The 26,196-nt window shown below is 58.9% G+C and carries 31 protein-coding genes and 2 tRNA genes; 16 read left to right on the top strand and 17 right to left on the bottom strand.

Features of this window, described 5'->3' with window-relative positions:
* Positions 1–196 precede the first annotated feature (196 nt).
* The 4 genes from KQI82_RS11660 to KQI82_RS11675 all read left to right on the top strand — a co-directional run bounded on the left by KQI82_RS11660 (position 197) and on the right by KQI82_RS11675 (position 3,060).
* Positions 197–409 (top strand): FeoA family protein, encoded by a 213-nt coding sequence (locus tag KQI82_RS11660; protein ID WP_216632918.1) that lies wholly within the window; start codon positions 197–199, stop codon positions 407–409.
* A 13-nt stretch (positions 410–422) separates the two neighbouring features.
* Entirely contained in the window at positions 423–644 is a 222-nt protein-coding gene (locus tag KQI82_RS11665) for a FeoA family protein (RefSeq protein ID WP_216632919.1), read from the top strand.
* A gap of 65 nt (positions 645–709) precedes the next feature.
* Positions 710–2,887, top strand: coding sequence for a ferrous iron transport protein B (gene feoB, locus KQI82_RS11670; RefSeq protein WP_216632920.1), 2,178 nt, complete (start codon positions 710–712; stop codon positions 2,885–2,887).
* A gap of 20 nt (positions 2,888–2,907) precedes the next feature.
* Entirely contained in the window at positions 2,908–3,060 is a 153-nt protein-coding gene (locus KQI82_RS11675) for a FeoB-associated Cys-rich membrane protein (RefSeq protein ID WP_216632921.1), read from the top strand.
* Between the two features lie 650 nt (positions 3,061–3,710).
* Here the strand turns inward: KQI82_RS11675 and KQI82_RS11680 are convergent.
* From KQI82_RS11680 to KQI82_RS11710, 7 genes are all read right to left on the bottom strand, one after another.
* Positions 3,711–3,787: transfer RNA gene (locus KQI82_RS11680), tRNA-Pro, on the bottom strand.
* Positions 3,788–3,865: 78 nt separating this feature from the next.
* Positions 3,866–4,315 carry a Fe-S cluster assembly scaffold protein NifU gene (gene nifU / locus KQI82_RS11685; RefSeq protein WP_216632922.1) on the bottom strand — a complete coding sequence of 150 codons (450 nt, stop codon included), beginning with the start codon at positions 4,313–4,315 and terminating at the stop codon, positions 3,866–3,868.
* The gene (gene nifS / locus KQI82_RS11690) at positions 4,305–5,492 is read right to left on the bottom strand and encodes a cysteine desulfurase NifS (protein ID WP_216632923.1); all 1,188 of its coding nucleotides are present in this window, start codon (positions 5,490–5,492) and stop codon (positions 4,305–4,307) included. Before nifS ends, nifU begins: the two co-directional genes overlap by 11 nt.
* Positions 5,493–5,669: 177 nt before the next feature.
* Positions 5,670–5,813 carry a hypothetical protein gene (locus KQI82_RS11695; RefSeq protein ID WP_216632924.1) on the bottom strand — a complete coding sequence of 48 codons (144 nt, stop codon included), beginning with the start codon at positions 5,811–5,813 and terminating at the stop codon, positions 5,670–5,672.
* Positions 5,810–6,277, bottom strand: a complete 468-nt coding sequence (locus KQI82_RS11700) for an RrF2 family transcriptional regulator (RefSeq protein WP_216632925.1) — start codon at positions 6,275–6,277, stop codon at positions 5,810–5,812. The genes KQI82_RS11695 and KQI82_RS11700 overlap by 4 nt, the downstream gene beginning before the upstream one ends.
* A gap of 47 nt (positions 6,278–6,324) precedes the next feature.
* Complete coding sequence (locus tag KQI82_RS11705) at positions 6,325–7,611, bottom strand: sensor histidine kinase (protein ID WP_216632926.1); 1,287 nt, start codon at positions 7,609–7,611, stop codon at positions 6,325–6,327.
* Positions 7,612–7,622: 11 nt separating this feature from the next.
* A complete protein-coding gene (locus KQI82_RS11710) occupies positions 7,623–8,330 on the bottom strand; it encodes a LytR/AlgR family response regulator transcription factor (RefSeq protein WP_216632927.1) in 708 nt (235 codons plus the stop codon).
* 211 nt (positions 8,331–8,541) lie between these two features.
* Here KQI82_RS11710 and KQI82_RS11715 point away from each other — a divergent pair, with 211 nt between their 5' ends.
* From KQI82_RS11715 to yaaA, 5 genes are all read left to right on the top strand, one after another.
* A complete protein-coding gene (locus tag KQI82_RS11715) occupies positions 8,542–9,246 on the top strand; it encodes a TraX family protein (RefSeq protein ID WP_216632928.1) in 705 nt (234 codons plus the stop codon).
* 18 nt (positions 9,247–9,264) lie between these two features.
* The gene (locus tag KQI82_RS11720) at positions 9,265–10,008 is read left to right on the top strand and encodes an ABC transporter ATP-binding protein (protein WP_216632929.1); all 744 of its coding nucleotides are present in this window, start codon (positions 9,265–9,267) and stop codon (positions 10,006–10,008) included.
* Between the two features lie 63 nt (positions 10,009–10,071).
* Positions 10,072–12,246, top strand: a complete 2,175-nt coding sequence (locus KQI82_RS11725; protein ID WP_216632930.1) for an ABC transporter permease — start codon at positions 10,072–10,074, stop codon at positions 12,244–12,246.
* A 17-nt stretch (positions 12,247–12,263) separates the two neighbouring features.
* A complete protein-coding gene (locus tag KQI82_RS11730; protein WP_216632931.1) occupies positions 12,264–12,734 on the top strand; it encodes a hypothetical protein in 471 nt (156 codons plus the stop codon).
* Positions 12,735–12,880: 146 nt separating this feature from the next.
* A complete protein-coding gene (gene yaaA / locus KQI82_RS11735; protein ID WP_216632932.1) occupies positions 12,881–13,630 on the top strand; it encodes a peroxide stress protein YaaA in 750 nt (249 codons plus the stop codon).
* A 160-nt stretch (positions 13,631–13,790) separates the two neighbouring features.
* Here yaaA and KQI82_RS11740 read toward each other — a convergent pair whose 3' ends face one another.
* From KQI82_RS11740 to KQI82_RS11750, 3 genes are all read right to left on the bottom strand, one after another.
* Positions 13,791–14,162: a YkvA family protein gene (locus tag KQI82_RS11740; RefSeq protein WP_216632933.1), complete on the bottom strand. Its 372-nt coding sequence runs from the start codon at positions 14,160–14,162 to the stop codon at positions 13,791–13,793.
* Positions 14,159–14,860: an alpha/beta hydrolase gene (locus KQI82_RS11745; RefSeq protein WP_216632934.1), complete on the bottom strand. Its 702-nt coding sequence runs from the start codon at positions 14,858–14,860 to the stop codon at positions 14,159–14,161. Before KQI82_RS11745 ends, KQI82_RS11740 begins: the two co-directional genes overlap by 4 nt.
* A gap of 139 nt (positions 14,861–14,999) precedes the next feature.
* Complete coding sequence (locus tag KQI82_RS11750) at positions 15,000–15,224, bottom strand: hypothetical protein (RefSeq protein WP_216632935.1); 225 nt, start codon at positions 15,222–15,224, stop codon at positions 15,000–15,002.
* A 124-nt stretch (positions 15,225–15,348) separates the two neighbouring features.
* Here KQI82_RS11750 and KQI82_RS11755 point away from each other — a divergent pair, with 124 nt between their 5' ends.
* The gene (locus KQI82_RS11755) at positions 15,349–15,738 is read left to right on the top strand and encodes a rhodanese-like domain-containing protein (protein ID WP_216632936.1); all 390 of its coding nucleotides are present in this window, start codon (positions 15,349–15,351) and stop codon (positions 15,736–15,738) included.
* Positions 15,739–15,791: 53 nt separating this feature from the next.
* On the opposite strand, the gene KQI82_RS11760 is transcribed toward KQI82_RS11755, so the two are convergent.
* Complete coding sequence (locus tag KQI82_RS11760; protein ID WP_216632937.1) at positions 15,792–16,175, bottom strand: DUF5655 domain-containing protein; 384 nt, start codon at positions 16,173–16,175, stop codon at positions 15,792–15,794.
* A 75-nt stretch (positions 16,176–16,250) separates the two neighbouring features.
* Positions 16,251–16,712, bottom strand: coding sequence for a MerR family transcriptional regulator (locus KQI82_RS11765; RefSeq protein WP_216632938.1), 462 nt, complete (start codon positions 16,710–16,712; stop codon positions 16,251–16,253).
* A 106-nt stretch (positions 16,713–16,818) separates the two neighbouring features.
* Between KQI82_RS11765 and KQI82_RS11770 the strand changes: the two genes are divergently transcribed.
* Genes KQI82_RS11770 through KQI82_RS11785 form a run of 4 tightly spaced genes read left to right on the top strand, consistent with a single transcriptional unit; the run spans position 16,819 to position 19,488 of the window.
* The gene (locus KQI82_RS11770) at positions 16,819–17,574 is read left to right on the top strand and encodes a carboxymuconolactone decarboxylase family protein (protein WP_216632939.1); all 756 of its coding nucleotides are present in this window, start codon (positions 16,819–16,821) and stop codon (positions 17,572–17,574) included.
* Between the two features lie 27 nt (positions 17,575–17,601).
* Positions 17,602–18,105 carry a flavodoxin gene (locus KQI82_RS11775; protein ID WP_216632940.1) on the top strand — a complete coding sequence of 168 codons (504 nt, stop codon included), beginning with the start codon at positions 17,602–17,604 and terminating at the stop codon, positions 18,103–18,105.
* A 39-nt stretch (positions 18,106–18,144) separates the two neighbouring features.
* The gene (locus tag KQI82_RS11780; protein WP_216632941.1) at positions 18,145–18,972 is read left to right on the top strand and encodes an SDR family oxidoreductase; all 828 of its coding nucleotides are present in this window, start codon (positions 18,145–18,147) and stop codon (positions 18,970–18,972) included.
* 18 nt (positions 18,973–18,990) lie between these two features.
* Positions 18,991–19,488 (top strand): flavodoxin family protein, encoded by a 498-nt coding sequence (locus tag KQI82_RS11785; RefSeq protein ID WP_216632942.1) that lies wholly within the window; start codon positions 18,991–18,993, stop codon positions 19,486–19,488.
* 49 nt (positions 19,489–19,537) lie between these two features.
* Here the strand turns inward: KQI82_RS11785 and KQI82_RS11790 are convergent.
* From KQI82_RS11790 to KQI82_RS11810, 5 genes are all read right to left on the bottom strand, one after another.
* Positions 19,538–19,613 (bottom strand) — tRNA-Pro (locus tag KQI82_RS11790).
* Positions 19,614–20,106: 493 nt separating this feature from the next.
* The gene (locus KQI82_RS11795; RefSeq protein WP_216632943.1) at positions 20,107–21,645 is read right to left on the bottom strand and encodes an O-antigen ligase family protein; all 1,539 of its coding nucleotides are present in this window, start codon (positions 21,643–21,645) and stop codon (positions 20,107–20,109) included.
* 15 nt (positions 21,646–21,660) lie between these two features.
* On the bottom strand, positions 21,661–22,677 hold the full coding sequence (locus KQI82_RS11800) for a glycosyltransferase (RefSeq protein WP_216632944.1): 1,017 nt from the start codon (positions 22,675–22,677) through the stop codon (positions 21,661–21,663).
* Positions 22,678–22,713: 36 nt separating this feature from the next.
* The gene (locus tag KQI82_RS11805) at positions 22,714–23,625 is read right to left on the bottom strand and encodes a DMT family transporter (protein WP_216632945.1); all 912 of its coding nucleotides are present in this window, start codon (positions 23,623–23,625) and stop codon (positions 22,714–22,716) included.
* Positions 23,622–24,686, bottom strand: a complete 1,065-nt coding sequence (locus tag KQI82_RS11810; RefSeq protein ID WP_216632946.1) for an FAD-binding protein — start codon at positions 24,684–24,686, stop codon at positions 23,622–23,624. Before KQI82_RS11810 ends, KQI82_RS11805 begins: the two co-directional genes overlap by 4 nt.
* 223 nt (positions 24,687–24,909) lie before the next feature.
* Between KQI82_RS11810 and KQI82_RS11815 the strand changes: the two genes are divergently transcribed.
* Both KQI82_RS11815 and KQI82_RS11820 read left to right on the top strand, forming a co-directional pair.
* Positions 24,910–25,131 carry an AbrB/MazE/SpoVT family DNA-binding domain-containing protein gene (locus KQI82_RS11815; protein WP_216632947.1) on the top strand — a complete coding sequence of 74 codons (222 nt, stop codon included), beginning with the start codon at positions 24,910–24,912 and terminating at the stop codon, positions 25,129–25,131.
* A 30-nt stretch (positions 25,132–25,161) separates the two neighbouring features.
* On the top strand, positions 25,162–26,193 hold the full coding sequence (locus tag KQI82_RS11820) for an acyltransferase family protein (protein ID WP_216632948.1): 1,032 nt from the start codon (positions 25,162–25,164) through the stop codon (positions 26,191–26,193).
* Positions 26,194–26,196 lie beyond the last annotated feature (3 nt).

Below are 26,196 nucleotides of genomic sequence, written 5' to 3' on the forward strand. Positions count from 1 at the left end.
AGATTCTCCTTGAATCCGCCGTTTTTTATACAGGTTACCACAAACTTTTTTATTTGGCAACAAATTGCAAAAGGGGACTTGACAAAAAAACACAGCTGGTCTATATTGATAGTCACTCAGGGAGTTAGAATGCGCTAACTCCCTGTCGAATCCCCAGATCGTTAGTTTGGACTAACCAATTGAGGAGGGAGGCGGAATGATGCCTTTAACGATGGCGAAGACAGGTGAAACGGTGGTTATTCGGAAAGTAACCGGTAAAGATGAAGTGCGCCAGCACTTGGCGGAGCTGGGGTTTGTGGTGGATGGCACGGTGAGCGTGGTCAGTGAGATCAGGGGGAACATGATTCTTCAGGTGAAGGACAGCCGCATCGCACTGGACAAAACCATGGCAAACCGGATCATGATTTAAGGAGGAGAACCCAATGCGAACACTGAACGATGCCAGGGTGGGCGAGACCGCCCTGGTGGTAAAGCTCCATGGCGAAGGCGCCGTCAAGCGCAGGATCATGGATATGGGAATCACCAAAGGCGTGGAGGTCCATGTGCGGAAGGTAGCCCCCTTGGGCGATCCCATGGAGCTGAATGTGCGCGGCTATGAGCTGAGCGTGCGCAAGGCCGACGCGAAGATGATTGAAATCGGCTGAGGCCGCTTTTTTTGAGCCACATGGTTAGTTCATGCTAACCATAAAATCAGAAAGGGGAAACATACATGGAGCTCAAGATCGCATTGGCCGGCAATCCAAACTGCGGCAAGACCACCCTGTTCAATGATTTGACCGGTTCCAATCAGTACGTGGGCAACTGGCCCGGCGTCACGGTGGAGAAGAAGGAGGGCAAGCTTAAGGGCCGCAAGGACGTGGTCATCCAGGACCTGCCCGGCATCTACTCCCTGTCGCCCTATACGCTGGAAGAGGTTGTGGCAAGAAGTTATCTGGTGGGCGAAAAGCCGGATGCCGTTTTGAACATCGTGGACGGCACCAACATTGAGCGCAATCTGTACCTGACCACACAGCTCATCGAGTTAGGACTGCCCGTTGTGGTGGCAGTAAATATGATGGATCTGGTCCGGAAGAGCGGGGACAAAATAGAATTGCATCAGTTAGCGGCCGCGCTGGGCTGCGAAGTGGTGGAAATGTCCGCCCTGAAGGGCGAGGGCAGTATGGCCGCCGCCGAAAAAGCCATGGCCCTGGGCTATGCCCATCAGACGGGCGAGCTGCCCCATGTGTTCACCGGAAGCGTGGAGCACGCCATCGCCCATATTGAAGAGTCCATTCAGGGCAAGGTGGACAGACGCTTCCTTCGCTGGTATGCCATCAAGGTCTTTGAGCGGGACGACAAGGTTCTCGCGGAACTGAGCCTGAGCGACAGTCTCAAAGAACACCTGGAGGAACACATCACCGACTGCGAGCGGGAGTTGGACGACGACGCTGAGAGCATCGTTACCAACCAGCGCTACGCCTACATCAACTCCGTGGTGGAGCGGGCCGTGCGGAAAAAGGCCCCCAAGCACAGCCTGTCCGCCTCTGATAAAATCGACAGGGTTGTCACCAACCACGTTCTGGCCCTGCCCATTTTCGCGGCTGCCATGTTCCTGATCTACTGGATCGCCATGGGGCCTTTCGGCACCTTCCTCACCGACTGGACCAACGACGTGTTGGGCGCCGGGTGGCTCCAGGACGGGTCCAGGACGCTGCTGGAGAGCTGGGGCTGCGCGGAGTGGCTGGTGGGCCTGGTGTCCGACGGCATTGTGGCCGGCGTGGGGGCGATCCTGGGCTTTGTCCCTCAGATGCTGGTGCTGTTCCTGATGCTGGCCGTCCTGGAAGACATCGGCTATATGGCCCGGGTGGCCTTCATCATGGACCGGATTTTCCGCAAGTTCGGTCTCAGCGGCAAAAGCTTTATCCCCATGCTGATCGGCTCCGGCTGCGGCGTGCCCGGTGTCATGGCCTCCCGCACCATTGAAAATGAGCGGGACCGGCGGATGACCATTATGACCACCTGCTTCGTCCCATGCGGCGCCAAAATGCCCATCATCGGCCTGTTCGCCGGCGCTTTGTTCCACGACAGCGGCCTGGTGGCCGTCTCCGCCTACTTCATCGGCGTGGCCGCCATCATTCTCTCCGGCATCATTCTGAAGAAGACCAGGGGCTTTTCCGGCGGCCCCGCCCCCTTTGTCATGGAGCTGCCTGCCTACCATGTGCCCGCGGCCGGAAACGTGCTGCGCGCCACCTTGGAGCGGGGTTGGTCCTTCATTAAGCGGGCCGGCACCGTCATCCTTGTCTCCTCCATCATTTTGTGGTTCCTCCAGGGCTTCGGCTTCGCCGACGGCTCCTTTGGCATGGTGGAGGACAACAACTCCTCCCTGCTGGCCGCTGTAGGCAGCGCCGTCTGCTTCCTGTTTGCCCCCCTGGGCTTCGGCGACTGGAAGTCCACCGTGGCCACCTTCACGGGTCTCATTGCCAAGGAGAACGTGGTATCCACCTTCGGCGTCCTGTTCCATATTGGCGAGGAGGTCGCCGAGGACGACGTGGCGCTGCTGGCCGCTGTCGGCGCCCACTATACCGCCATCTCCGCTTACTCCTTCATGATCTTCAACCTGCTGTGCGCCCCCTGCTTCGCCGCCATGGGCGCCATCAAGCGGGAAATGAACAGTGCCAGGTGGACCTGGGCCGCCATCGGCTACATGTGCGGCTTTGCCTATCTGATCTCTCTGATCGTCTACCAGCTTGGTGGGCTGATCACCGGCGAGGTCGGCTTCGGGCTGGGCACCGCAGCGGCGGCCGCGGCCCTTGGGTTCCTGCTTTACATGCTGTTCCGCAAGAACAAATACGGCGGCAGCATCCCTGCCGTCAGCGCTGTTGAGGCCGCTGTGTCCGGCAACAGCTGAGCTTTGAAAGGAGCACTTTTATGAATCTGCCCACCATCCTCATCAGCCTTCTGATCCTGGCGGTCTTCATCGCTATTGTGGCCCGGGGCATCTGCAACAAAAAGCACGGCAAGGGCGGCTGCTCCTGCGGCGGCGACTGCGGTGATTGCGGCGGAGGCTGTCACTGCAAATGACATCCCACCATAAAACGCTGTCCGTTTCTTGAAAAATGCGCTACGCTTTCCAATCTACAGGCAGTTGAGGCCGATCCTCCAGCCGGTCGTCAGCCCCCAGCGCCAAGACGTTCGTAAGATGAATCAACCCTCCGATGCACAAAAATATGGGAAGAAGCGCGGGCATACGTCCGCGCTTCTTCCTATATGCGTATCTTAACTCAGCTTCTCTTTTAAAATCCGATGGTTGCACCATATAATCACCAATCTGCGGCTGGTTAATGATCGCTTCGGGTATTCCACCCGACGCGTAGCCTCCTGTCAACCAATATTGGTTGACACCAAGCTTATTTGCTTTGGCATTCTCAATCCCTGTGGTTATAAAATATCAGTTCTTACAGGGTTGTCGCCCAAGTATCCCGGATCAAAGCGCAGAAGCTGCTCCAGCGCTTAAATTTTCCCCTCTGCTTGTGTAATTCCATCTGCAAGCCTGTCAGCGCCGTGCCGACGGTATTCAGCCAATGTTCCAGTGGGCAGGGCTCTCGGGCGCAAAGGTCCCCTTGAGCAGCGTGTCTAAAACCACCGCGGCCCGGAGGTTGAGAATTAAAAAGCCGCGCTAAACACGATGGCAAAAATAAAAAATCGGAGTATCCCATTAAGAATACTCCGATTGGTCCGAGTGACTGGATTCGAACCAGCGGCCTCTTGAACCCCATTCAAGCGCGATACCAAACTTCGCCACACCCGGATAGCCAGCTTAGATAGAATAGCATATCCGGATTGATTTTTCAAGTCTCAATTTCGATTTTTTTCAAAAAAACTTTACTTATTCTCCGCAGTGCTCATGGCCGCAGCTTTCACAGTGGCCCGGACACTCCCGCAGCTCCTCTCCATAGGCAATACCGTTTTTATCGTAATAGTCCCGCACCGCCGCGCGAACCGCCTCCTCCGCCAGAACGGAGCAGTGCAGCTTCTGAGGCGGCAGCCCATCCAGGGCCTCCACCACAGCGTGGTTGGAAAGCTCCAGCGCCTCGCTGACGGGCCTCCCCTTGATCAGCTCCGTTGCCATGGAGCTGGTGGCAATGGCACTGCCGCAGCCAAAGGTGTTGAATTTCACATCCGTGATGACCTGGGTCTCCGGATTCACCTTGATATACATGCGCATGATATCTCCGCATTTGGCGTTGCCCACCTCTCCGATTCCGTCGGCATCCTCCATCTTGCCCACGTTCCGTGGATTCTGGAAATGGTCCATCACCTTTTCACTATATAACATGCGTACGCTCTCCTTTCTCAAGTTCATCCCAAACCGGCGACATCTCCCGCAGGTAGGAGACAATCCCCGGCAGTACATCGATGATATAATTCACTTCCTCCTCCGTGTTGTACTCGCTCAGCGAGAGGCGGAGGGAGCCATGTGCCACCTCGTGGGGCAGTCCCAGCGCCAGCAGCACGTGGCTCGGGTCCAGGGACCCTGAGGTACAGGCGGAGCCGGAGGACGCCGCGATGCCCCTGGCATCCAGAAGCAGCAGCAAAGACTCCCCCTCGATGCCCTCAAAGCACAGATTCACATTGCCCGGCAGCCTGTGCACCAGGTCTCCGTTAACCACGCTGTGAGGGATCCTGCCCAGCTCCCGGATCAGCTTATCCCGCAGTACGGTCAGCTTTTTCGCGTTTTCCTCCATATTGGCGCAGGCCTCGTCAAAGGCAGCGGCGGCGCCGCAGATTCCTGGCAGATTCTCCGTACCGGCCCGTTTTCCCCGCTCCTGGGCCCCGCCCTGAATCAGGGTGGTCAGAGGAATGCCCCGTCTGGCAAAAAGCACGCCCACGCCCTTGGGCCCGTGGAACTTATGGGCCGAAAGGCTCATCAGGTCAATATGCATGGCCTCCACATCGATATTCAGGTGTCCCGCCGCCTGAACGGCATCCGTGTGAAACAGGACGCCGCGGCTGCGGCAGAGTTCGCCGATCGCCCCGATGGGCTGGATGGTGCCGATCTCATTATTTGCGAACATCACGCTCACAAGGCAGGTGTCCGGCCGGAGGGCCCGTTCCACCTGTGCCGGGGCGATCACACCGGAGGCGGGAATGTCTATCAGCGTCACTTCAAAGCCCTGCTGCTCCAACTGCTTCAAGGTATGGAGCACCGCGTGGTGCTCAAATTTAGTGGAGACGATGTGGCGCTTCCCCTTCTTCTCCCCTATGGCCGCCGCCGTACGGATGGCCTGGTTGTCCGATTCGCTGCCGCTGCCGGTAAAGATGATCTCCTTTGGGTCTGCATGCAGCCTGGCGGCAAAAACCGCCCGGGCCTCTTCTAACTTTTCCGCCGCCCGCTGCCCCCAGCTGTGAAGGCTGGAGGGGTTGCCGTAGTCCTCCCGCAGACAGGGGAGCATGGCGCTTAACGCGGTCTCACTGACAGCGGTGGTGGCCGCATTGTCCGCATATACCTTCATCAATTTGGTACCTCCGTCTTTTTCCTCTATTTCCTATTTGATTACTATGTTATAGTTGTAGCATGCTTCTACTCTTTTGTCAATAGACAAACGACGCGTGTTTTTCTGCAGTGAAAGAACAGGCCGCCTCGGCAATAAGGCGGCCTGTTAAAGCGTCCGCTGCCTATCAATGGGCGGCTATTTCTCTTTGAGAAAGCATCCCGCGACAATGAGGCCAAATCCCAACACACCGCCCAAAATGGCAAAAAAGTTGTTTGTACTGAGCGCAATTCCAAGAAGAATGACCCCAATCCCAAGCAGTTCCAGCCGCAGGCCCCTCATATGCCGCTCCTCCTTTCCGTTTCCGTACCGCCGGCCGGCCCGTCCTGTTTCTTCTGCTCTTCGCTCCGCACCAGATCGGCCAGCGTATAGCGGTCAATATAGCTGTTGACCGTGCGGTACAGTCCCGTCCAAAAGTCCAGCGTGCCGCATTGGCGGCAGCGGCTGCACTGGTTTTCCTCATCCTCCAAACAGGATACCGGCGCCAGATTCCCCTCTGTCAGGCGGAGAATCTCCCCCACGGTGTACTCCTCCGGCCGGCGCGAGAGCCGGTATCCGCCCTGGGGGCCGCGGCTGCTGCGCAAAAAGCCGGCCTTGCTCAAAAGTCCCACAATCTGCTCCAGGTATTTAACGGAGATCTCCTGCCGCCGGGCCACATCCTTCAGCGCCACCATCTCCCCATTGGAGTGTACGGCAATGTCCATCATCAATCGCAGGGCATAGCGCCCTTTGGTGGAAATTTTCATGGTATCCCTCCTTGATTCTCCTATTATGACATAGGAATTCCGGGAGTTCAATCCCCTGTCAGGGGAACGCAGGCAATCAGCTCAAAGCAGCCGTTGCGCACCAGCGTATCCAGCGTACCGCCCCGGCGCTCCGCGATCTCCCGCATGCCGGTGATGCCGAAGCCGTGGACGCTCTTGTCCGCCTTGGTGGTCTCAAAGCAGCCCTTGCGCTCCTTCAGCGTCCCGCCCACCGGGTTTTCCACCCGCAGCATCAGCATCCCCTTGTCCGCACGGGCCCGGACGGTGATCCGCTTGCTGTCCGCCTTGCGGACCGCTTCAATGGCGTTGTCCAGCGCATTGCCCAGCAGAGCGCACAGCTCCGGGTCCGGAATGGAGAGGTCTTCCGGCAGGGAGACGGAGAAGTCCGCCTCCATCCCCTCGCTCTCCATCACCGCCCGTTTGCTTGAGAGCACCACGTTGGCGGTCTCATTGGCACAGATGCGCCGGGAGCCCTGAAGCGCCGGGGACTGGGCCACCTGATCCAGATAGTCCCGGACTTTCTCATAGTCTCCCCGGTCTATCAACCCCTGCACCACGGTCAGGTGGTTGCGCAGGTCATGACGCAGGATGCGCACCTGGGCCTGCTCCTGGCGGATGCCCTGGTAGTAGATCTCCCGCGCATTGGCCAGCTGGTGCTCCTGCTCCAGCCGCTCCTGACGGGAGAACACCGTCAGCGCATATAAAAGGGCCAGCGCGGAGAGGAAGACAAAGGGAAGCACCGTGTAAGCTAGGGGTTTGGTCAGTTCGTCATAGTCAAAGGACAGCGTCCAGCGCCAGTGTCTATTCCAGATGGAGTAGGACAGCGCGCCAAACAGGGGCGCAAGGCACAGTGTGCCCGCCGTGCCCCAGAGCCTCTGGGGCAGATAGATGGCGCTGTTCGCGGGAATCAGGCGGCGTATCAGCAGCCACAGCGCCAGATAGACCAGCGCCTTGACCGTTAAGCCAACGCTGCCCTCCATTTCAATCACCGTGCCCCAAAATCCCAGGGTGTCCACCATCATATTGATCGGTACCACCAGAATGTAAAAGAGCAGCGCCGTCACCAGCCTGGATAGCCGGGTCCCCTCATAACAGCAATAGATCACCGCTATAAAAAAGGGAAGCAGGTACAGAGGGTTCTCATCGCCGATCCAGCTGGGCATCTCAATCACAACAAAAAAGAGCGCGTAGGGCGCAATGCGCTGCAAAGGCCTTCGGCCCTGGGATAAAACGCGGGAAACGGCCCGCCCCATACAGGCGCTTCCGCCTGCCATGGCCATCAGGGCCACAAGAACCTTCCATACCGCACTCCACATACTCTCCCTCCTCACTCAAGCAGGCAGCGGGTCAGGGCCGCCAGCGCCGCGGACTGGCAGGAGCGGCTGATGGGCAGCGCCTTGCCTTCCATCACCACCTCGCCGCTTTCCACCCGCTCCACTGCCGCGGCGCGGACCAGGTAGCGCTGGTGGATTCGGATAAACCCCTCCCCCGCTTCCCGCTCCACATCGTCTAACTTGGCATAAAAGGTGTAGGACTTGTCCCGGGTCACACAGATGACCTGACGGCGGTCGGAACAGAAATAGAGGATTTTGCTTTTGGGCAGGCGATAGGTCACCTCACCGCTGCGGCAGAGATAGGTCTGAGCGGCCCCCAAGTGCAGCGCCGCCTGGGCCCGGCTGAGCACGTCGGCTATCTGTTCCCGTTTGGGCGGCTTGATCAGGTAGCCCAAGGCGCCCACGGAGTATCCGTCAAAGACATAGTCGGTGTACCCGGTGACAAAGACGATCTGGAGCCCCTCGTCCGCGCTCCGCAGCCTCCGGGCCGTCTCCATCCCGCTCAGCTCCCCCATTTCCATATCAAGAAAAATCAGGTCCAGCTCTCCGGCGTGATTGGAAAGCCAGCCCAAAAGCCCCTCCCCGGAGGAGAATTCAAACATCCGGCAGGTGATTCCCTGGGGCTCCAGGATGCGGTCTATGGCCGCGGCAAGGGCCGCCCGGGCGTCATACAGATCATCACAGATTCCAATGCGAAGCATATGCTCACCTCTTTTTGCTTCCAAGAGTATGGGGATATGATACCACATCTTTTCTCCCCGGCCAAACCAAAGTTGACGGCAAAGGCGCTGTTTTTTACATCCCGGGCCATCTTCCTGCAAAACTTTACATCACAGCCGCCGAATGTGACGATCCCCTCCCCGTCTTCTCAAAAGCGGCGCTACACTGGAGTCAGGCAAGGAGGGTTCGATCATGGCAGAGACCAAACTGAACACCAATCTGAACACCAACCTGCTGAAGCTGATCGCCATCGCCTCCATGCTGGTGGACCACGTGGGCGGCGCCCTGTACCCGGACGCCGTATGGATGCGCTGTGTGGGCCGGCTGGCTTTTCCCATCTTCTGCTACTGCATGACCGTGGGGCTTCTCTACACCCACGACATCAGGCGCTATCTCCTGCGGCTGGGGCTTTTTGCCCTCATTAGCCAGCCCTTCTATGTGCTGGCCTTCCACCCCTATGACTTCTGGGCTCAGTTCACCAACTGGAACATCTTCTTCACGCTGTTTCTCAGCCTTCTTGCCATGTACGGCTTCCAGTCCCACCGATGGTGGCTCTTCGCCCTGGCGCTGTTTGTCCTGTGCTGGTGGAACTTCGACTACTCGGGCAACGGCGTGATCCTGATGCTGATCTTCTATCTCTGCCGCCGCAGTCCCAAATGGATGGGCATCCTCTACACCCTCTTTTACCTGCCCATCCTCTTTTACGCCGTAGACCCCCTGGACCCCATGGCCCTATCGGTGGGCGGCTTCTTACTGGACGCCCAGATTTTCGCGCTGTTGGCGCTGCCGCTGCTGCTGATCCCCATGCGGGCGTCCGTCCGGCTCCCAAGGTGGTTTTTCTATGCGTTTTACCCCGCCCATCTCGCGGTCATTGCCGCGCTGCAATTTCTGATCTGACGGAAAGGAACAATTGATATGTTGACTGTTGAAAATCTGCACAAAAGCTATCAGGTGGGAAAAACCACCTACGAGGTCCTCAAAGGCGTCTCCCTCTCGGTGGGAAAGGGTGAGTTCGTGGCGGTGATGGGGCCCTCCGGTTCCGGAAAGACCACGCTGCTCAACTGCATCTCCTGCTATATCCCGGTGGACTCCGGCAGCATCCGCCTGGGAGAAACAGAGCTCTCCCGGTTGGATGAGAACGAGCTGGCGGCCCTACGCAACCAGAGGCTTGGCTTTGTCTTTCAGGATTTCCTGCTTTTAGACGGCCTCAGCGTCCGGGACAACATCCTGCTGCCCCGTATCATCGCCGGCCGCTCCGACCAGTCCATGGAGGAGGCCGCGGACCGGCTGTGCGGTGTGTTCGGCATCTCCCACATCCGCGGCAAATACCCCGCGGAGATTTCCGGAGGAGAAAAGCAGCGCACCGCCATTGCCCGGGCCCTCATCAACAATCCGCTGCTGATTCTGGCCGATGAGCCCACCGGCAACCTGGACTCCAAGTCCTCCCGGGCGGTGATCGACACCTTTCGTCAGGCCCGAAGCGCCCTGGGCGCCACCATTTTCATGGTGACCCACGATTCCTTTGCCGCCTCCTTCTGCGACCGGGTGGTCATTCTGCGCGACGGCGTGGTCTGGCGCACGATAGAGCGTGGGGAAAAACAGCGGGGAGACTTTCAGGATGAGCTGTTGGACGGCATCCGGGAGATGGGCAAGGAATGATCCCTCTCCCCGGCCGCGCGCAGGCAATGCGTTTTACTACAACCTGAAAGGAAGAACTCCGTTATGAAACACTTCTCTGAAGTCTATGCGGCCCTGCGCCGCCGCAACCGCAAACAGTATTCTCTGCTTGCCGGGTGCAGCTTCTTCTCTGTTTTGCTCATCACCGCCTATGTGTCCATGATGCGCTCCCCCACCGTCCTCTCCGTCCTGCCGGAGGGCGGCGACTCCCGCAAGCAGGTGATGATGATTTTCGTCCTGGCCGTGGTGGGCTGCGGCGTGTTCACCACCTATGCCTCCGGCCTCTTCTTCCGCAACAAGTCCCGGGAGACCGGCGTCTTCCTGGCCCTGGGCGCCACGCGCCGTCAGCTCAAGGCCGAGATGGCAAAGGAACTGGCGATTTTATCCTTTGGCTCCTGCGCGGCGGGCGCTGTCCTGGGCGTGCCCCTTGCCTGGTTTCTATGGCAGGTGTTCCGGCTTTGTGTGGTGGATACGGAGGAGATGTCCCTCTCCTTTGACCCCCAGGCCTATCTCTTTGCCCTGGCCTTTTCCGCCTTTGTCATTCTCATGCTGTTCTTCTTGGGCGGCCGGTCCATCCGCCGCACCAACATCATCGACATCGTCCAGGAGTCCCACAAGTCCGAACCCATCCGGGACGTGCCCCGCTGGTATGGCCCCGTGGGCATCGTCCTTGTGGCCGCCGGCGCCTTTTTCGGCTACAGCGTGCCCTCCTTCTTCATCCTTGTGATGCACTGGTATCCGCCGGAGGGATTCAGCGCCGTCTTTTACCTGCCCGCCCTCATCGGACTCTATATGATCCTGCTCCACACGGTGGTCAACGGCTGGCGGCGAAAGGGAAGCCGCTATAAGGATCTGATCTCCACCAGCATGATGAAGTTCCAGGGCCGCCAGACCGTGCGGAATATGCTGGTGATGACGCTGCTCATCGCGGGGGCCTATTTCGGCTCCTTTTACACCCCCATGTTAGGTACCGGTGCCATGATGACCTATGACGCCCGCCCGGTGGACTACGCCTACCACTTCCGCTCGGACCAGGATATCCCCATGGAGGATGAGGTCCGCTCCATGGCCCGGGACTATGGCGTCACCATCACCTCCTGGGCCCAGGCCGGCGCCGCGCGGCTGGGCGTGGACGGCTGGGAGCACGTGGAGCAGGAGGGGCCTCTTGGCATCACCTGGGACAAAGAGTACCGGGAGCTGTTGGGCAGCGACATCTTCCTCTCCGAATCCGCCTACAGAGCCCTCACCGGCGAGGCGGTCGATGTCCTGCCCGGCACGGTGGCCGGCGTTTTTGACTCTACCGGCGACGGCCAGGGCATATTCGGCGGCGACGCCACCCAAATCACCAACACCGTCACCGGGCGGAAACTGTCCGTCACGCCCACGGAGGGGCTTCGCAGCGACATGCTCTTTGGCCGCTATGTCATGGACGACGGCGACTATGCCTCCATGACCGCCGGCCTTCCCCCGGATTGGCTGGAAACCATCGCCTTTTTCAATGTGGAAAACTGCGCCGACACCTATGACTTTGCCAAAGCGCTGTTCTACGAGATCGTGGACCGCTCCGGCGGCGAGGTGGAACAGTACGACGCCTACGATCCCGTCCGCAGGCAGATGAGCGAGGCGGCGGGCGAGCCCTATTCCTTTGACCGGGACAATCTGGCGGCCAACGGCTTTGAGCGCATCGACTACGCCCAGCGGAACAGCTCCGCCTTCCGCCTGTACTGGCAGTACATGCCCCAGTTCCGGGTCCTTGACAAGGCGGACTTCGTCAAGACCACAGCCGTCTTTTTGATGCTCTTCATCTTCATCGCCATTGTATGCTTTGCGGCCGTGATCGTCATCGCCTTCACCCGGTGCATGACCATTGCCCTGACCAACGCCAGGGTCTATGATGACCTGCGCCACCTGGGCGCGCCCAACGACTACCTCTTCCACTCCGTCCGGGGCCAGATCAAGCGGGTGTTTCTGGTGCCCATTCTGGCGGGCACCGGGCTGATCTACGCCTTTTATGCGATGATCATGTACTTCAATGACAACCGCCTCACCGTCAACGAACTGGCGGGCATGGGCAGCTGCCTCATCGTCATCGCGGCGGTCTCCCTTCTCTTGTATCTGGTCTACCGGCTGACGCTGCGCCAGGTCTGCGCCAGGCTGGATATCCACAGCCCCAGGTGGCGTCGGGAGGGGACCGCGCATAAGATGGAAAGGAGCTCCTGAAAGGTGGTTTTCAACCAATGGATTCTACCCTGTATGACTGCGGCGGATGCTGCTACTGCTGCCCCCGCCCCCTGCGCCCGTTCAACACGGCCTATGCGCAGTTCGGCGCAAGCAGCAACGGCCCCTCCCGCAGCGACGTGTCCTATCTGCTGCTCTCCGAATCCGGCGGTCTGGCGCGCGCCAGCGCGCCTGACGTTCTGACCTTTGAGCGCGGATATATTTATCAAGTCAGCTACACTTTCCTGGCCACACCGGAGGAGGGGCAGTACTACCAGATTCTCCCCTTTGTCAACGGCGAGGCCCGCCTGCTCTACAGCACCGTGGCCTCTGCCTGCGGCGGCCGCAACGCTTCGGCGGCCGGCAGTTTCCTGGTGACGGAGACCGCCGAAGGGCCTGCCGAGCTCACCCTCCGGCTGTCCTACGGCCCACTCACCAACAACATCGACCTGACCGGCGTGGTAACGGTTGTTCCCGTCGCCTCCGCCTGAGCGGTCCAACCGCATGTTCCCAAAAAGGGAGGCTGATATAATCAGCCTCCCTTTTCCTGTTCACTTCTGTCTGATCTCTGGAAATCCCGGCGGCGGTGTGATAAAATCCGGATATCCTCCTTCAAATCATCCCCAGGAGTTTTTCTATGAACATCATCATCGCCCCGGCCAAAAAAATGAATACGGACGCGGACAGCCTGGAGGTTCGGAGCCTCCCCCGCTTCCTGACACGGACGGAGTATCTTCTGGAGCTTCTCCGCGGCATGTCCTATGAGCAGCTCAAAACCCTCTGGGGCTGCAATGAAAGGATCGCCGCCCTCAATTTTGAACGTATCCAGACCATGGACCTGCGCCGCCGCCTCACACCCGCCGTCCTGTCCTATGAGGGCATCCAATACCGGTACATGGCCCCCGGCGTCTTCACGGACGACCAGTTCCGGTACATCGGCGCCCACCTGCGTATCCTGTCCGGCTTCTACGGACTGCTGCGCCCCTTCGACGGTGTGACGCCCTACCGCCTGGAGATGTGCGCAAAGCTCTCCGGCCCAGGCTTCTCCTCCCTCTACGACTTCTGGGGGAGCTCTCTTGCCGACGCCCTTGGCGCTGAGACGGACACCCTTGTCAATCTTGCCTCCCGGGAGTACGGCAAAGCCGTCTGCGGCCGCTTTCCCGGCCGCGTGATTACCTGCACATTCGGCGAGTGGGAGGGCGGAAAAGTGGTGGAAAAGGGAATCCCGTGCAAGATGGCCCGGGGTGAACTGGTGCGCTACATGGCTGAGCGCCACATTCTTGATCCGGAGCGGCTCAAGGACTTCCGCCGTCTGCAATACGCCTTCTCCCCGGAGCTGTCCACTGACAACAGCTATGTCTTCCTGAAAGGGACGGCGCGGCCCTGACCACCTCTTTTCCCAATACCCGCAAAAGCCGGGGCGCTCTGATGACTCCTCCGCAAAGTCCGCCTCATGCCGCTGCGCAGAGTTGCCAGCCCGCGGGCTTCTTTCGCCAAAGACGCGTTAAACCTTCAGGCCGTGGGGGCGCGCGGCAGTTTTGCCGTTTTTATGGATCAATAAAAATCCTCAGGACCACCCAGAGAAGCAGCAGCCACACGACCGCCACCGGCAGGGCGAAATACCACTTTTTCGGCCTCCCGTTTTCCCACATCCCCCTGGCCTGCTCCCGGCACCGGTCAAATGTCTGCGCCGGAATGAGATGGATGGTCAGCGCCGTCAGCGCGGGCAGCACGATCAGATCATCCAGATAACCCAGTACGGGAATAAAATCCGGAATCAGATCAATGGGGGACAGCGCGTACGCAACCGTCAAAAATGCCGCGATCCGGGCGATTTTCGGCGTCTCCCTGCTTTTCAGGGCCAGATACACAGCGGGGATATCGCTTTTCAGCCCCGCCGCCCGCTCTTTCAGCGTCATAGGTGTGCATCCTCCCAGGAGCGCAGCGTCAAAAGCTGCTCCGGCGTGTGAAACCAGTGCTCGCCGTCCTCCATCACATAAAGTTCGCAGTCAAAGCGGCGGACAAACCCTTCCACCGTCTTCCGTCCGGTCATGCCGTCCTGTCCGGCGTACAGGATGGCGGTGGGCGTATCCCACCGCTGAATTGAATGTGCTCCGGCGTACAGGAGATACTTATAGGAGAGCGTTTCGCCAAAGTCGGTGGGAACCTCTCCGGCTGCCTCCAGCTGTTCCTCACCGACTCCCGCCCAGCCCATCATGTCCCGGATCAGCCGCTCCATATCCAGTACCGGAGAGACCAGAAGCGCCCTTTTCAGCCGCTCGGAGCCAAAGGCTACAAGAGAAAACCAGGCTCCCAGACTGGTGGCGCGCAGGGAGACGGTTTCCCACCGCTGCCGGGCCCAGGCCAAAAGCGCCCGGAGCTCCGGTACGATGTCCCACGGGGTAAAGGACTCCTCCGCCCCCTTCCGGGCCCCGTGTTCCGGAAGGTCTATGGCCAGAACCTGGGCGCCCCTTGGACAGGCAAGCCGGGCAAAGTCCTCCCCCTCCTCCTTACAGCCGCATTTCCCATGGACATACAGCCAGACCTCCGGCGACGGCGCTCCGTATAGAACAGCGGGCACGGCGCCGATGGGCAGATCAAATGTGGTTTTCTGCATCTTTCTCCATCCTCAGGCTTTTCTCCAGCCGCTCCGCGGCCGGGATTCCATCGCCGGAGCACACGCGGCGCTACAGTCTCAGGTTGACTGTGCGGGAGCGGATGAACCGGGCTTTTGGGACCGGCAGTCCCCGTTGCCGCTACCGCTCCAGCCGCTCCAAAATCTCATCCGCCAGGTCCTCTAACTCCTCATGGCGCTCGCCCCAGATCTCATAGGATTCGCTCTCCATGTCCTCCGGCTCTTCCCGGTCCAACTGGTTGATCCGGTCCCGGACCGCCTCCAGATAATCCGCAAGTTCTTCCCGGCTCATGGTCTCCAGATCCGGCTCTTCCGCAAATTCGCTGAATGAAATGATTTCGGCCATACGCCCATTCCCCCTGACTCAAAATTTGGATAGACTGTATTGTACCAGATTCCGCCGCCTTTGCAACAGTTTCCAATTGTACATTGATGCGTATTTCTTTGGCGGCACGTCTACAAAAAGGAGAATGCTTATAAAACCAGCCCGGCTCTCGCTCATCCTCTTTATCCTCCTTCTGGCCGGATGCGGCTCTGAGGAGGAACCGGGTTACACCCGGATTACGGCCGAGGAGGCCAAATCCATTATGGAAGAGCAGCCGGACGCTGTAATCTTGGATGTCCGGGAGCAGACGGAATACGACAAGGGGCATATCCCCGGCGCGGTGCTGCTGCCGGTGGGGTCCATTGACAAGGAGCGCGCCGCAGAGGTGATTCCAGAATTGGATTCCACCCTGCTGGTCTACTGCCGCAGCGGCAACCGGAGCAAAACCGCCGCCGATTCCCTGTCGGAACTGGGCTACACTCAGGTGTATGAGTTCGGCGGCATCCGGGACTGGCCCTACGAGATGGAACCGTAACTTCTGCCCCAATTTTCGGTGATTGCTGAAGGAGCCGCACATGTGCGGCTCCTTCAGCGTTTACTCTCCGAAAATACAAATGCCTCATCAATCCAGCCCATCAGCTCCCTGTCGATCTGTTCCCGCCCCGACACAAGGACATGGTGGGTCCACCGGTTGGGGTAGGGCTCCACAGCCACGGCAATGCGTTGTGAGTCCAGTCGATGGGAGAGGCCAAAAGTCACAAGAAGGGCGCCCTTTTCCTTCCGCCTGGGCAGCGACGCGGCAGCAAAGAGGTGGCGGCCGTAGAAGCTGATCTGACTCTTCTGCACCCTCACCCCCGCATCGGGAAACGCGTCGCACATGCACTGAAAAAGGGCTTTATACAGCTCCATCTCCTCAGGCTTTCCCGCAAAAAACAACAAGAGGTCCGTTTCATAGTGTTCCGGTGTTTTCATCAAAGCTCCCTCCCCATGGGCCCATGATACCACACCCGGGGCAATTTGAAAAGCATGCCGCGTTCGTCCGGCAGTTTATCTGAGTTCCTCCCCCGCCGTCAAAGCATGCGCCCGCAGATAGGCTCCCCGGATTTCCTCCGGCATCTCATCCGGCCCCATGGAGTGCATCCGATCCTCATTTCCATCCCGGATGGCCTGCTCATAGTACCAGCACTTGTAATTTAGCATGGCCAGAGTGTCCCGCAGACGCTCCATATCCGCCTCCACGGTGGCCTTCTGCTTCCAAAGCAACTCCCGCCGCTGGGGATAGGTGGCGCTTCCCTGGGCGCACCACTCCATAAACTGCCGGATATCCCGAATCTCCAGTCCGGACTTTTTCAGGCACTCAATGACCCGCAGGGCCTCCAGGTCCCGATCTCCAAAGCGCCGGATGCCGTTGATCCGCTCCAGGCCGGGAAACAGTCCCTCCTTATCGTAATAGCGCAGAGTGGAGACACTCAGGCCGAACTGTTCCGCCACTTGGCCGATGGTATACATGACAGTCCCTCCAAATTTTTCAAAATAAACTCTTGACTTGAAGTTAACTTTAAGGATTATGATAACAGGCAACGCAGACCCTGTCAATCCAATTTGGAGGTGCACAATGAAAAAAATCACACAGACCGCCGGCCGGTCGGTCCTTGGGGACTTTGCCCCCGCTTTCGCCCACTACAACGACGACATCCTCTTCGGGGAGAACTGGAACGACCCCGGCATGGACCACAGACAGCGCTGCATTGTGACGGTGGTGGCCCTGATGGCCAGCGGCGTCACGGACTCCTCCCTCAAATACCATCTGGAAAACGCGAAAAAGGCCGGCGTCACCCGGCAGGAGATCGCCGCCATCATCACCCATGCCGCCTTCTACGCCGGCTGGCCCAAGGGCTGGGCCGCGTTCAACCTGGCAAAGGAGGTCTGGGCGGAGGATGTAGCTCCGGCAGACGCCAAGGCCACCCACGCCGCCCGGTTGATGTTCCCCATCGGCGCTCCCAACGACGCCTTTGCCCAGTATTTTGTGGGGCAGAGCTATCTGGCTCCTGTGTCCACGGAGCAGGTAGGAGTCTTCAATGTGACCTTTGAACCGGGCTGCCGCAACAACTGGCACATCCACCACGCCGACCAGGGCGGCGGACAGATCCTGCTGTGCGTGGCCGGACGGGGCCGCTACCAGGAGTGGGGCAAGCCCGCCGTGGAGCTGCACCCCGGCGACTGCGTGAACATCCCCGTAGGGGTGAAGCACTGGCACGGGGCCGCCCCGGACAGCTGGTTCAGCCATCTGGCCATTGAAGTGCCGGGGGTCAATGGCTCCAATGAGTGGTGCGAACCCGTTTCTGACGAGGATTACAGGGACCTGAAATAAAGAACATAATTTTTAGGAGAATTCGACATGGCATCATTGATCGCATTTTACTCCAGAGCGGACGAGAACTATTTTGGCGGCGCATACCGCTATATTTCCGTAGGCAACACGGAAAAGGCCGCCCGCATGATCGCGGAGCTGACCGGCGGCGACCTGTTTAAGATCCAGCAGAAGGTTCCCTATGCGGCGGATTATCAGACCTGCATCGCCCAGGCAAAGAAAGACCTCCAGGCGAAGGCTCGTCCGGAGCTGGCATCCTGGCCGGAGGACCTGGAGCAGTATGATGAAATCTATCTGGGCTATCCCAACTATTGGGGGACCATGCCCATGGCGGTCTACACCTTTTTGGAGGCCTTTGACTGGACGGGCAAGGCCATCCACCCCTTCTGCACCCATGAGGGCAGCGGCCTGGGCCGGACAGAGCAGGACATCGCTCAGGCGGCCAGGGGCGCAGTTGTGGCAAAGGGCCTTGCCATCCAAGGCAGCGGTGTGGACATTTCTCGATCTGCCATTGAGAAATGGTGCAGATAACCACAGTCAACAAAAACATATTTCAGGAGGAATACCGTAATGCAGAAAGAAGTGATGGTTGTTACCGGCGCGGGCCAGATCTCCATGGCCATTGCCCGCCGCATGGGTTACGGCAAAAAGATCGTCATAGGCGACAAGAAGGTTGAAAACGCCCAGGCCATTGCCAAGGCCATGAATGAGGCCGGTTTTGATGTGACAAGCGTGGAGATGGATCTGTCCAACCGGGAATCTATTCTGGCGCTGATTGAGACTGCCAAGAGCTTTGGGGAAATCAAGTATCTGGTCAATGGGGCAGGTGTTTCTCCAACCCAGGCCCCCATTGAGGCCATTTTGAAAGTCGACCTGTATGGCACCGCGGTTTTGCTGGAGGAAATGGGCAAGGTCATTGTTCCCGGCGGCTGCGGCGTCACCATCTCCAGCCAGTCCGGCTGGCGGATGCCCCAGTTGACCGCCGAGGAAGACCGCTTGTTGGCTGTTACCCCTGCCGAGGAACTGCTGAATCTGGACATTCTTCAGCCTAAGAACATCAAAGATGGGCTCCATGCCTACCAGATGGCAAAGCGCTGTAATGAAAAGCGTGTGATGGCAGAGTCTATAAAATGGGGAAAGCGCGGCGCTCGTCTGAATGACATTGCTCCCGGCATTATCGTGACTCCACTGGCTATAGACGAGTTCAATGGACCCCGTGGCGACTTCTACAAAAATATGTTTGCCAAGTGTCCGGCTGGCCGTCCCGGTACTGCCGATGAAGTGGCAAATGTGGCGGAATTGCTGATGAGTGAAAAGAGCGCCTTTATCACTGGCTCCACCTTCCTTATCGATGGCGGCGCCACAGCCAGTTATTTCTACGGGCCGCTGAGACCATAGGTGAAAATGAGGTATCGCATGAAAAAGCTATTGATCGTCTGCTACTCCTGGTCCAACGGGAACACGGAGCGCATCGCCAAGGAACTAAGGGCCGCCACTGGGGCGGACCTTATAAAACTGGAAACCTTGATCCCCTATCCCGAGGACTATCAGACCACAGTGGACCAGGGCCAGGAGGAGGTGGAGCGGGGCTATCAGCCGAAACTGAAGCCTCTGGATGTGGAGGTAAGCGGCTATGATGTGATAGCCGTGGGGACCCCCACCTGGTGGTACACCATGGCTCCCGCCGTCCTGACCTTCCTGAGCAGTCAGGACTGGACCGGTAAAACCGTCATCTCCTTTATGACCAACGGCGAATGGCCTGGCCATGTCATCCGGGATATGGAGCGGCTGTGCAAGGGGGCGCAGGTCCGGCATCCGCTGGAGGTCCGCTTTGACTCCAGCGGCGGGGATCACATGGAAACGCCCGAAAAGCCAGTCCAGGACTGGGCTGAGGCCGTGAAACAAGAACTGTAACAGAAAGCGCCTCCCCTTGCCGCAAGGCGGAGGGGAGGCGCTGGGATTTTGGTCCGAGTAGTGCGACTCGAACGCACGGTCTCCTGGTCCCAAACCAGGCGCGATACCAACTTCGCTATACCCGGATATTTGCTGGTTCGATTTTCGGAAATTCTGCTGTCTGTGGTCAAAGCTGTGGTCAGATGCGATTTTGAGACGATTTTCAATCAGCGGTCAAAGCCCGTAAACGCCCGTGTGTCAACGGCTTCCTTCGTTTCCCCTTCACCCGCCCCGGATAGCGGCACCCCACTCCCAAACCAGGCGCGATACCAACTTCGCTACACCCGGATATTTACTTTTTCGGTTTTCGAGATTTTTGCTGTCTGTGGTCATTGTTGTGGTCAAACACAATTTTGGAGCGGTTTTTGATCGGCGGTTAAATCCCGCAAACAACCGTGTCCCAATAGCTTCCGGCGTTTCGCCCCCGCCCCGGATAGCGGCGCGGCGCTCCCAAACCACCCGATCTGTCAACTGCACTAATTTCAGTTATTGGATTTTTACCCCACGTTTCTAACCATGCACTGCCTCTTTGCCCTGCCTTGGGCAGAAGGATGGCCGCCCGACCGGGCGGCCAAATTATTATATCAGGTCTTTTTCCATTTTGCAAACCTTAATTCCAGCGGCTGTCACGGCAAACAAATACCAAAACATGCACATGACCCGGGGATAATTCCAGAGATAATCCGCCATTCCGCAAACCATTGCCCCGGCGATGGCAGAAGCACCGGCCAGAGTGATCAGCTTCGCCTGGCGGGACACCTTTCCCTTAATCGCGGCAGCCGCGGACTTATACCCCCAGAGCATTGTGCCCAAGAAGGCCGTCAGCCCCAGTATCCCCTGCTCCACCCAAATCTGTAGATAGATGTTGTGGGAATGGACAAAAGGCGCCCGCGCGTGGTAGAGATTGTGGACAGAGATATACTCCTTCACCGCATCCGTGCCAAGCCCCGCGCCGGTGACAGGACTCTGGCGGATCAACGCCAAGGCCGCCTCATAGAGCGGGAAACGGCTGGACGTGGAGGTGTCCTTCAGGTTGGTAATGGTCATAATGCGGTTGAGAATGGTATCCGGCAGCAGGGGAATGCAGGCGACCCCCAGCAGAATCAGTCCCGGCAGCAGCTTAGGCTTCCACAAAAAGACAAACAGCAGCAGGGAAACCGCCAGCCCGATCCAACTGGCCCTTGAGTAGGTCATCAGCAGCACACCCACTCCCATGCAGAACACACCCAACGCAGCCGCCACGCTGTACCAGCGCCTGGAGCAGAGGACAAGCGCAAGCACCAGGGGCAGGAAAAAAATCAGCATCTCCGCAAAGGCGTTGGGATTGTCAAAGAAGGAGTAGACCCGGCCGGGCATTCCTTTGTTCAGCGTCAGATCCACGTAGGAGGCATTGACCTCCACGCCCTGAATCCGCTGAACAATCCCATAGGCGGAGGAGGTAAAGACGCCGAGCCCCGCCCCGGCCGCCAAGCGCACCAGATCGCCGGCATGGCGCACGGCGCTGACCGTCACGATCACGAGGATCATGCAGGTCAAGTGAAACAGGAAGAACCTGTAAGAGAGCCCGCGATAGGCGGAAAAGACCACCGCCAGGCATACAGACGCGGCCAAAAGCACCGCGTAGGGGCCCACAGCCGCAGCGTTCAGCCGGAAGGTTTTACGGCGCATCCCGCCTGCAACCAACAGCAGCAGGCAGAGAAAGAACCCCATCAGGCTGTAGGCGTTGTTCCAGCGCTCATAGGGAATGGACAGCAACAGCGCCACCAGCCAGGACACGGCAATGGCGGTGGACTCCCCCATGTCAAAGGCCAGGGTTGCAAAAAAGCTGCCGTCAAAATAGGGCTGCAGCTTCCGGTACAGCCAGTGGAGCACCAAGGCAGGCAGATTGAGGAGCCAGGTCAGCAGCCGGCAGGAAAGGCTCGGCCCCCAGGAGGCGCTCAGGGTTCCCTCCCTGGTGAAAAAGCCAACCAGCGCGCTGCCATGCCAGACCCGCTGGCACCAGGCTTCAAACCGATGGATCGTTTCCCCGGTCCGGCTGTCGTTCCACACTTGGCTGAGCGCCGTCCAAAGCCGGAGCAGGGCGCAGCAGATGAAGCTTTCTTTGATCGTATCTACCATTTGCGTATATTCCTCTCAGCTTCTATTTTTCATCCGATACAGCAGAGTTAAAAGACCAAACCACCGCCTCCGCACCAATGCCGTCACAATCCGCTTGTTCCGGGACTGGCCATCGGGATGTACGGCCCACAGCGCCTCCTCCATCTCCGGAAGGGCTGCGATCCGCCGCACCCGCTCCCGCTTCTCCGCCGCGGTTGCGTTGTTGCCGGCGGCATACTCGTTTCCAATGGCGATCAGCAATCCGGCAAAGTTGGAGTTCTGCCGCCACTGGGGGCGGCGGCTCTCCAGCCCCAAACGCCTCGCCAGCTCCTCCTTGCGCTCCATAAACCGGTGGAAGGTATCCATGTAGTTTTTCATATACCGATGGGTCACGGAGCCGGGATTTTGCAGGTAGCAGTACAGGGGCTGGTCCACCATGACCAGCTTTTTTGCGTAGCAGAAATACTCCATCAAAAAGAGCTCGTCCTCCAGATAGGCTCCTTCAAAGGACATGCCGTGGGCGCGGATGACATCGGCGGAAAAGAGAAACCGCCAGATGAATCCGTTGACCACCTTCGCCCCCACCCGGTCGCCTAAGAGCGGGTCCACGATGCCCCGCATCATCTCATCGGTCCCATATACGCCGGCGGGGAGAACACCCGCCTCCGGCCAGCTCTGTCCGGAAGGGGTCACGTTGAGATGTGCGCAGCCCGCGCTGTCCGCCTGCGCGGATTGCAGGGCGGTGTGGAGCGTTTTGAGCATCTCCGGCTCCATCCAGTCGTCGCTGTCCACAAAGGCGATATACTGTCCCTTTGCCTGAGCCAGCCCCAGGTTCCGGGCGGAGCTGACGCCGCCGTTTTCCTTATGGAACACCCGGACGCGGCCGTCCTCTCCGGCGATCGCGTCGCACAGCGCCCCGCTCCCGTCGGGGGAGCCGTCGTCAATCAGCAGCAGCTCCAAATCCGGCAGCCTCTGATGCAGCACGCTGTCCGTGCATTTGCGCAAAAAGGACTCCGCTTTATAGACGGGTACGATCACAGAAATGGCGGGCATGGCACACCTCCCGGTTTGAATTCACAGATGGATGTATTATACGCCCTTTTTTCCTGTTTGGCAACGGCGTCCGCCCATGCTTTTCTCCGGGGGGCGGCGGTCCGTTCCGCCGTCCCAGGCGCACAGGGCCACGCCGGCCAAAATCACCAGGGCGCCCAGGACCGTGGGGAGCGGCGGTATCTCCCGCAAAAAGAGCACCCCCCACACCGAGGCAAAGACCGGCTCCAAAAATTTCACCGTGGAGATGTAGGCGGCCTTTTCATACTTCAGCCCCCAGCTGAAAACACTGTGGCCCAACAGGGTGCAGAACACCGCAAGGCCCAGTCCGATCCACAGATTCTCCCCTCCCCAGCCGCTCAGAGGCACGCCGGTGGCCAGGGCCATGGCCGCTGCGGTCAGAAAGCCCGCGCCGTAGACCAAGGCGGTGTAAAGCGTGGTGGACATCTCCCGGCGTACCAGCCGTCCAATCACCGTATAAACCGCCATAAACGCGGCGCCGGCCAGGGCAATGAGGTCTCCCTTCACGCTTCCTCCCGCCCCCTCGCAGAGCACCACGACCACGCTGCCCGCAAAGGCCAAAGCGATGCCCAAGGCCCCCCACTTCCCCACCCGCTCCCCGGTCAGCAGGAACATCAGCCCTGCCACCCAAAATACCTCCGTATCCACCAGCACCACGGAGGAGGCGATGGAGGTATATTGCAGCGAGGAAAAATAGGCGAAAAAGTGAAGCCCAAGGAAGAGTCCCGACACACCGCACAGCAGCAGCCGGCGGCGCCCTATGCTCCGCAGCTCATCGCGGTGGAAGACACCGGCCCACGGCATCAGAAGCAGCGTTGCAAAGGCCATGCGGTAGGCCACTATCGTCAGGCTGGGAGCGGTGGAATACCGGACCAGCAGCGCCGAGACAGAGACCCCGGCCACGCCCAAAAGGACGATCAGTTTTTTCATAGGCTGTCTTCCTCTCCGTCGTAAAGGCGGATGGAGGAAAGGCCCGAGGCCATCACCAGATTCCGCAGCAGGGGCAGGTACATAAAGGGGCACTTCAGGTTCTTCAGCGTCAGCTTCCAGCGCAGACGGCGGGTGCGGCGCAGGTACTCCCGGCCCGGGTCCGCCGCATCTATCGCCTGGCGCAGCGCCACAGCGCTGACAATGGCGGAGCTGATCCCCTCCAGGGAACTGGGGCTGATAAGTCCCGCCGCCTCGCCGATCAGGTACACTCCGTTTCCTCCGCAGCAAAAGCTGCGCGGGCCCATGGGCCGCAGCACCATGCAGGCCTCGGTCTTCACCGGTTGGCCCAGGCGGAAGCCAAAGGGAGCCAGCTTCTCCTTCTGGCGTTCAAAGTTCTCCCGGCAGCCGTGGGGCGCAAAGGCCCCGCCAAAGATCATACAGTCGTCCTTGTGGATGGACCAGGAGCAGCAATCCGAGGTGTCCGGGTCGAAGATACAGGAGTAAAAGGCCTTGCGGCTCTCCTCCTGAAGTGGAAACCACTGCTGGATGGCCACATAGCTCCGGGTGTGCAGGGTCGGGAAAAAGCTGCGGCGCACGATGGAGTTTGCTCCGTCGGCACCCACCACCGCTTTGCCCAGCACGGTCTGATACTCCCCCGCATCGGTCCGGTAGGTGACGGCCACGCCGCCCTTGGTCCGCTTCAGGGCTGTGCATCGCCCCCGCCGCACCTGGGCCGAGGAGTCTGCCAGCGAGATCAGCCAGCGGTCGAATTTGTCCCGGTCCAGGTTGATATACATGCGCTGGTAATACCGCTGTCTTGTTGTTTTCAGATCAATGGTGCGCACGGCAAAAATCTGAGGATCCACCAAAATATCCTTTGGCAGCGTCAGGTCAAACCGGGCCAGGGCCTTCTGCGCGTCAGGGGCCAGCAGCCCGCCGCAGGGCTTTCCCCTGATATTTCCGTCCAGCAGCAGAACGCTGCGCGCTCCGCCGGAGGCAATCCGGGAAAAGGTGGCCCCCGCCGGACCGCCTCCCACCACAACGATGTCAAATGTCTCCATCTGTCTCCCCTTCCCAAGTGTCCGCTTCCATTCCAGCGTAAAGCGGCGCGGTCCGCCCGGTCGGAATCCGCCGTCCGTTCCAAATGATCCGGTAATCGCTCTTTTTTCGCCTATTGTACCATGCTTTTCTCTCCCGCACCACCCGATTTTCAAAAGCAGCTTGACATTCATTTCTCCCGGAAGTATGATTAGTTGTAATAATCATACTTCCGGGAGGGCTTTTATGAACGGACCAAAAGGGAAATACGCATGGACTGTGACGGTGGGAGAAAAGGGGCAGTTTGTCATTCCGAAGCAAGCCCGTGAGATTTTTGATATTCACCCCGGGGATACTTTGATTCTGCTTGGCGATGAGCAGCGGGGAATTGCAATCCCGCCCAAAGAGTCTTTTTCAGAATTCGCAGCCAGATTATTTGACACTGCGACTGCAGATAGCGGCAGATAAAGGACAGGAAGCCCCATGAGGCGGCCATATTTGGACAATCTTCGCTGCATGACTGTGGGACTGGTACTCGTCTACCATGTCTTCTTCCTCTATAACCACATCGGCCTGCCAGGCGCCATGGGAGATACAGGCGGAGGACGGCTCTTTGATGTGTTTTTGTACGTGGTCTATCCCTGGTGCATGTTTGTATTGTTTCTCATTGCGGGCATGTGCGCCAGATACTCCTTAAAAAAGCGGAGCAGCCGGGAATTTCTCAAGGAGCGTGCCACAAAGCTGTTAATCCCGTCCACAATTGGTTTGTTCGTTTACCATTGGATCGGCGGCTATCTCAATATCAAAATCGGCGGGGGCGCGGACTCCATTCCCGCCGCTCTGCTCTACCCCATCTCGGCCCTCAGCGGAACCGGGCCGCTGTGGTTTATCCAGATGCTGTTTCTGTTTTCCGTGCTGGTGGTTCTGCTGCGCAGTGTGGACCGGAACGACCGCCTTTGGCGCTGGTGCGGTAAGTGCAGCTTTCCGGTCCTGCTGTTTTTAGTGGTTCCCATCTGGGGAGCGGCGCAGATTGGGAACCTGCCGGTGCTGATTATGTATCGGTTCGGCATATATGCCTCCGCCTTTTTGATTGGATATCTGATTTTTTCCCATGAGCGGATACAGGCCCTGCTGGAGCGGTTTCACCTCCCCCTGCTGGCGGCTTCCATATTGCTGGCCGCACTGTACACGCTCTGTTATTTTGGGGAAAACTACCTCTTCTCCCTTCAGGATTTTTTCACCAACGCATACCTCTGGTCGGCCACGCTGGCCATTCTGGGCTGCGGAAGAGCCTTCCTGAACCGTAAGGTATCCTCTTATCTGTCGCAGGCAAGCTTTGGGCTGTATATCCTCCACTACCCCGTTGTCCTATCGGTCTGTTACGCGCTGATCCGTTTTTTCCGACTGCCGCCTCTTGCAAACTACGCCGGCGCCCTCATTTTGGAATTTTCCATCTCCTTTGCCCTGTGGGAACTGTTCCGGAGGATCCCCGTCGTCCGCTCTCTTGTATTGGGGATGCGCCGGAAATAAAAC

Source organism: Dysosmobacter acutus, from assembly GCF_018919205.1.
Classification (GTDB): Bacteria; Bacillota; Clostridia; order Oscillospirales; family Oscillospiraceae; genus Oscillibacter; species Oscillibacter acutus.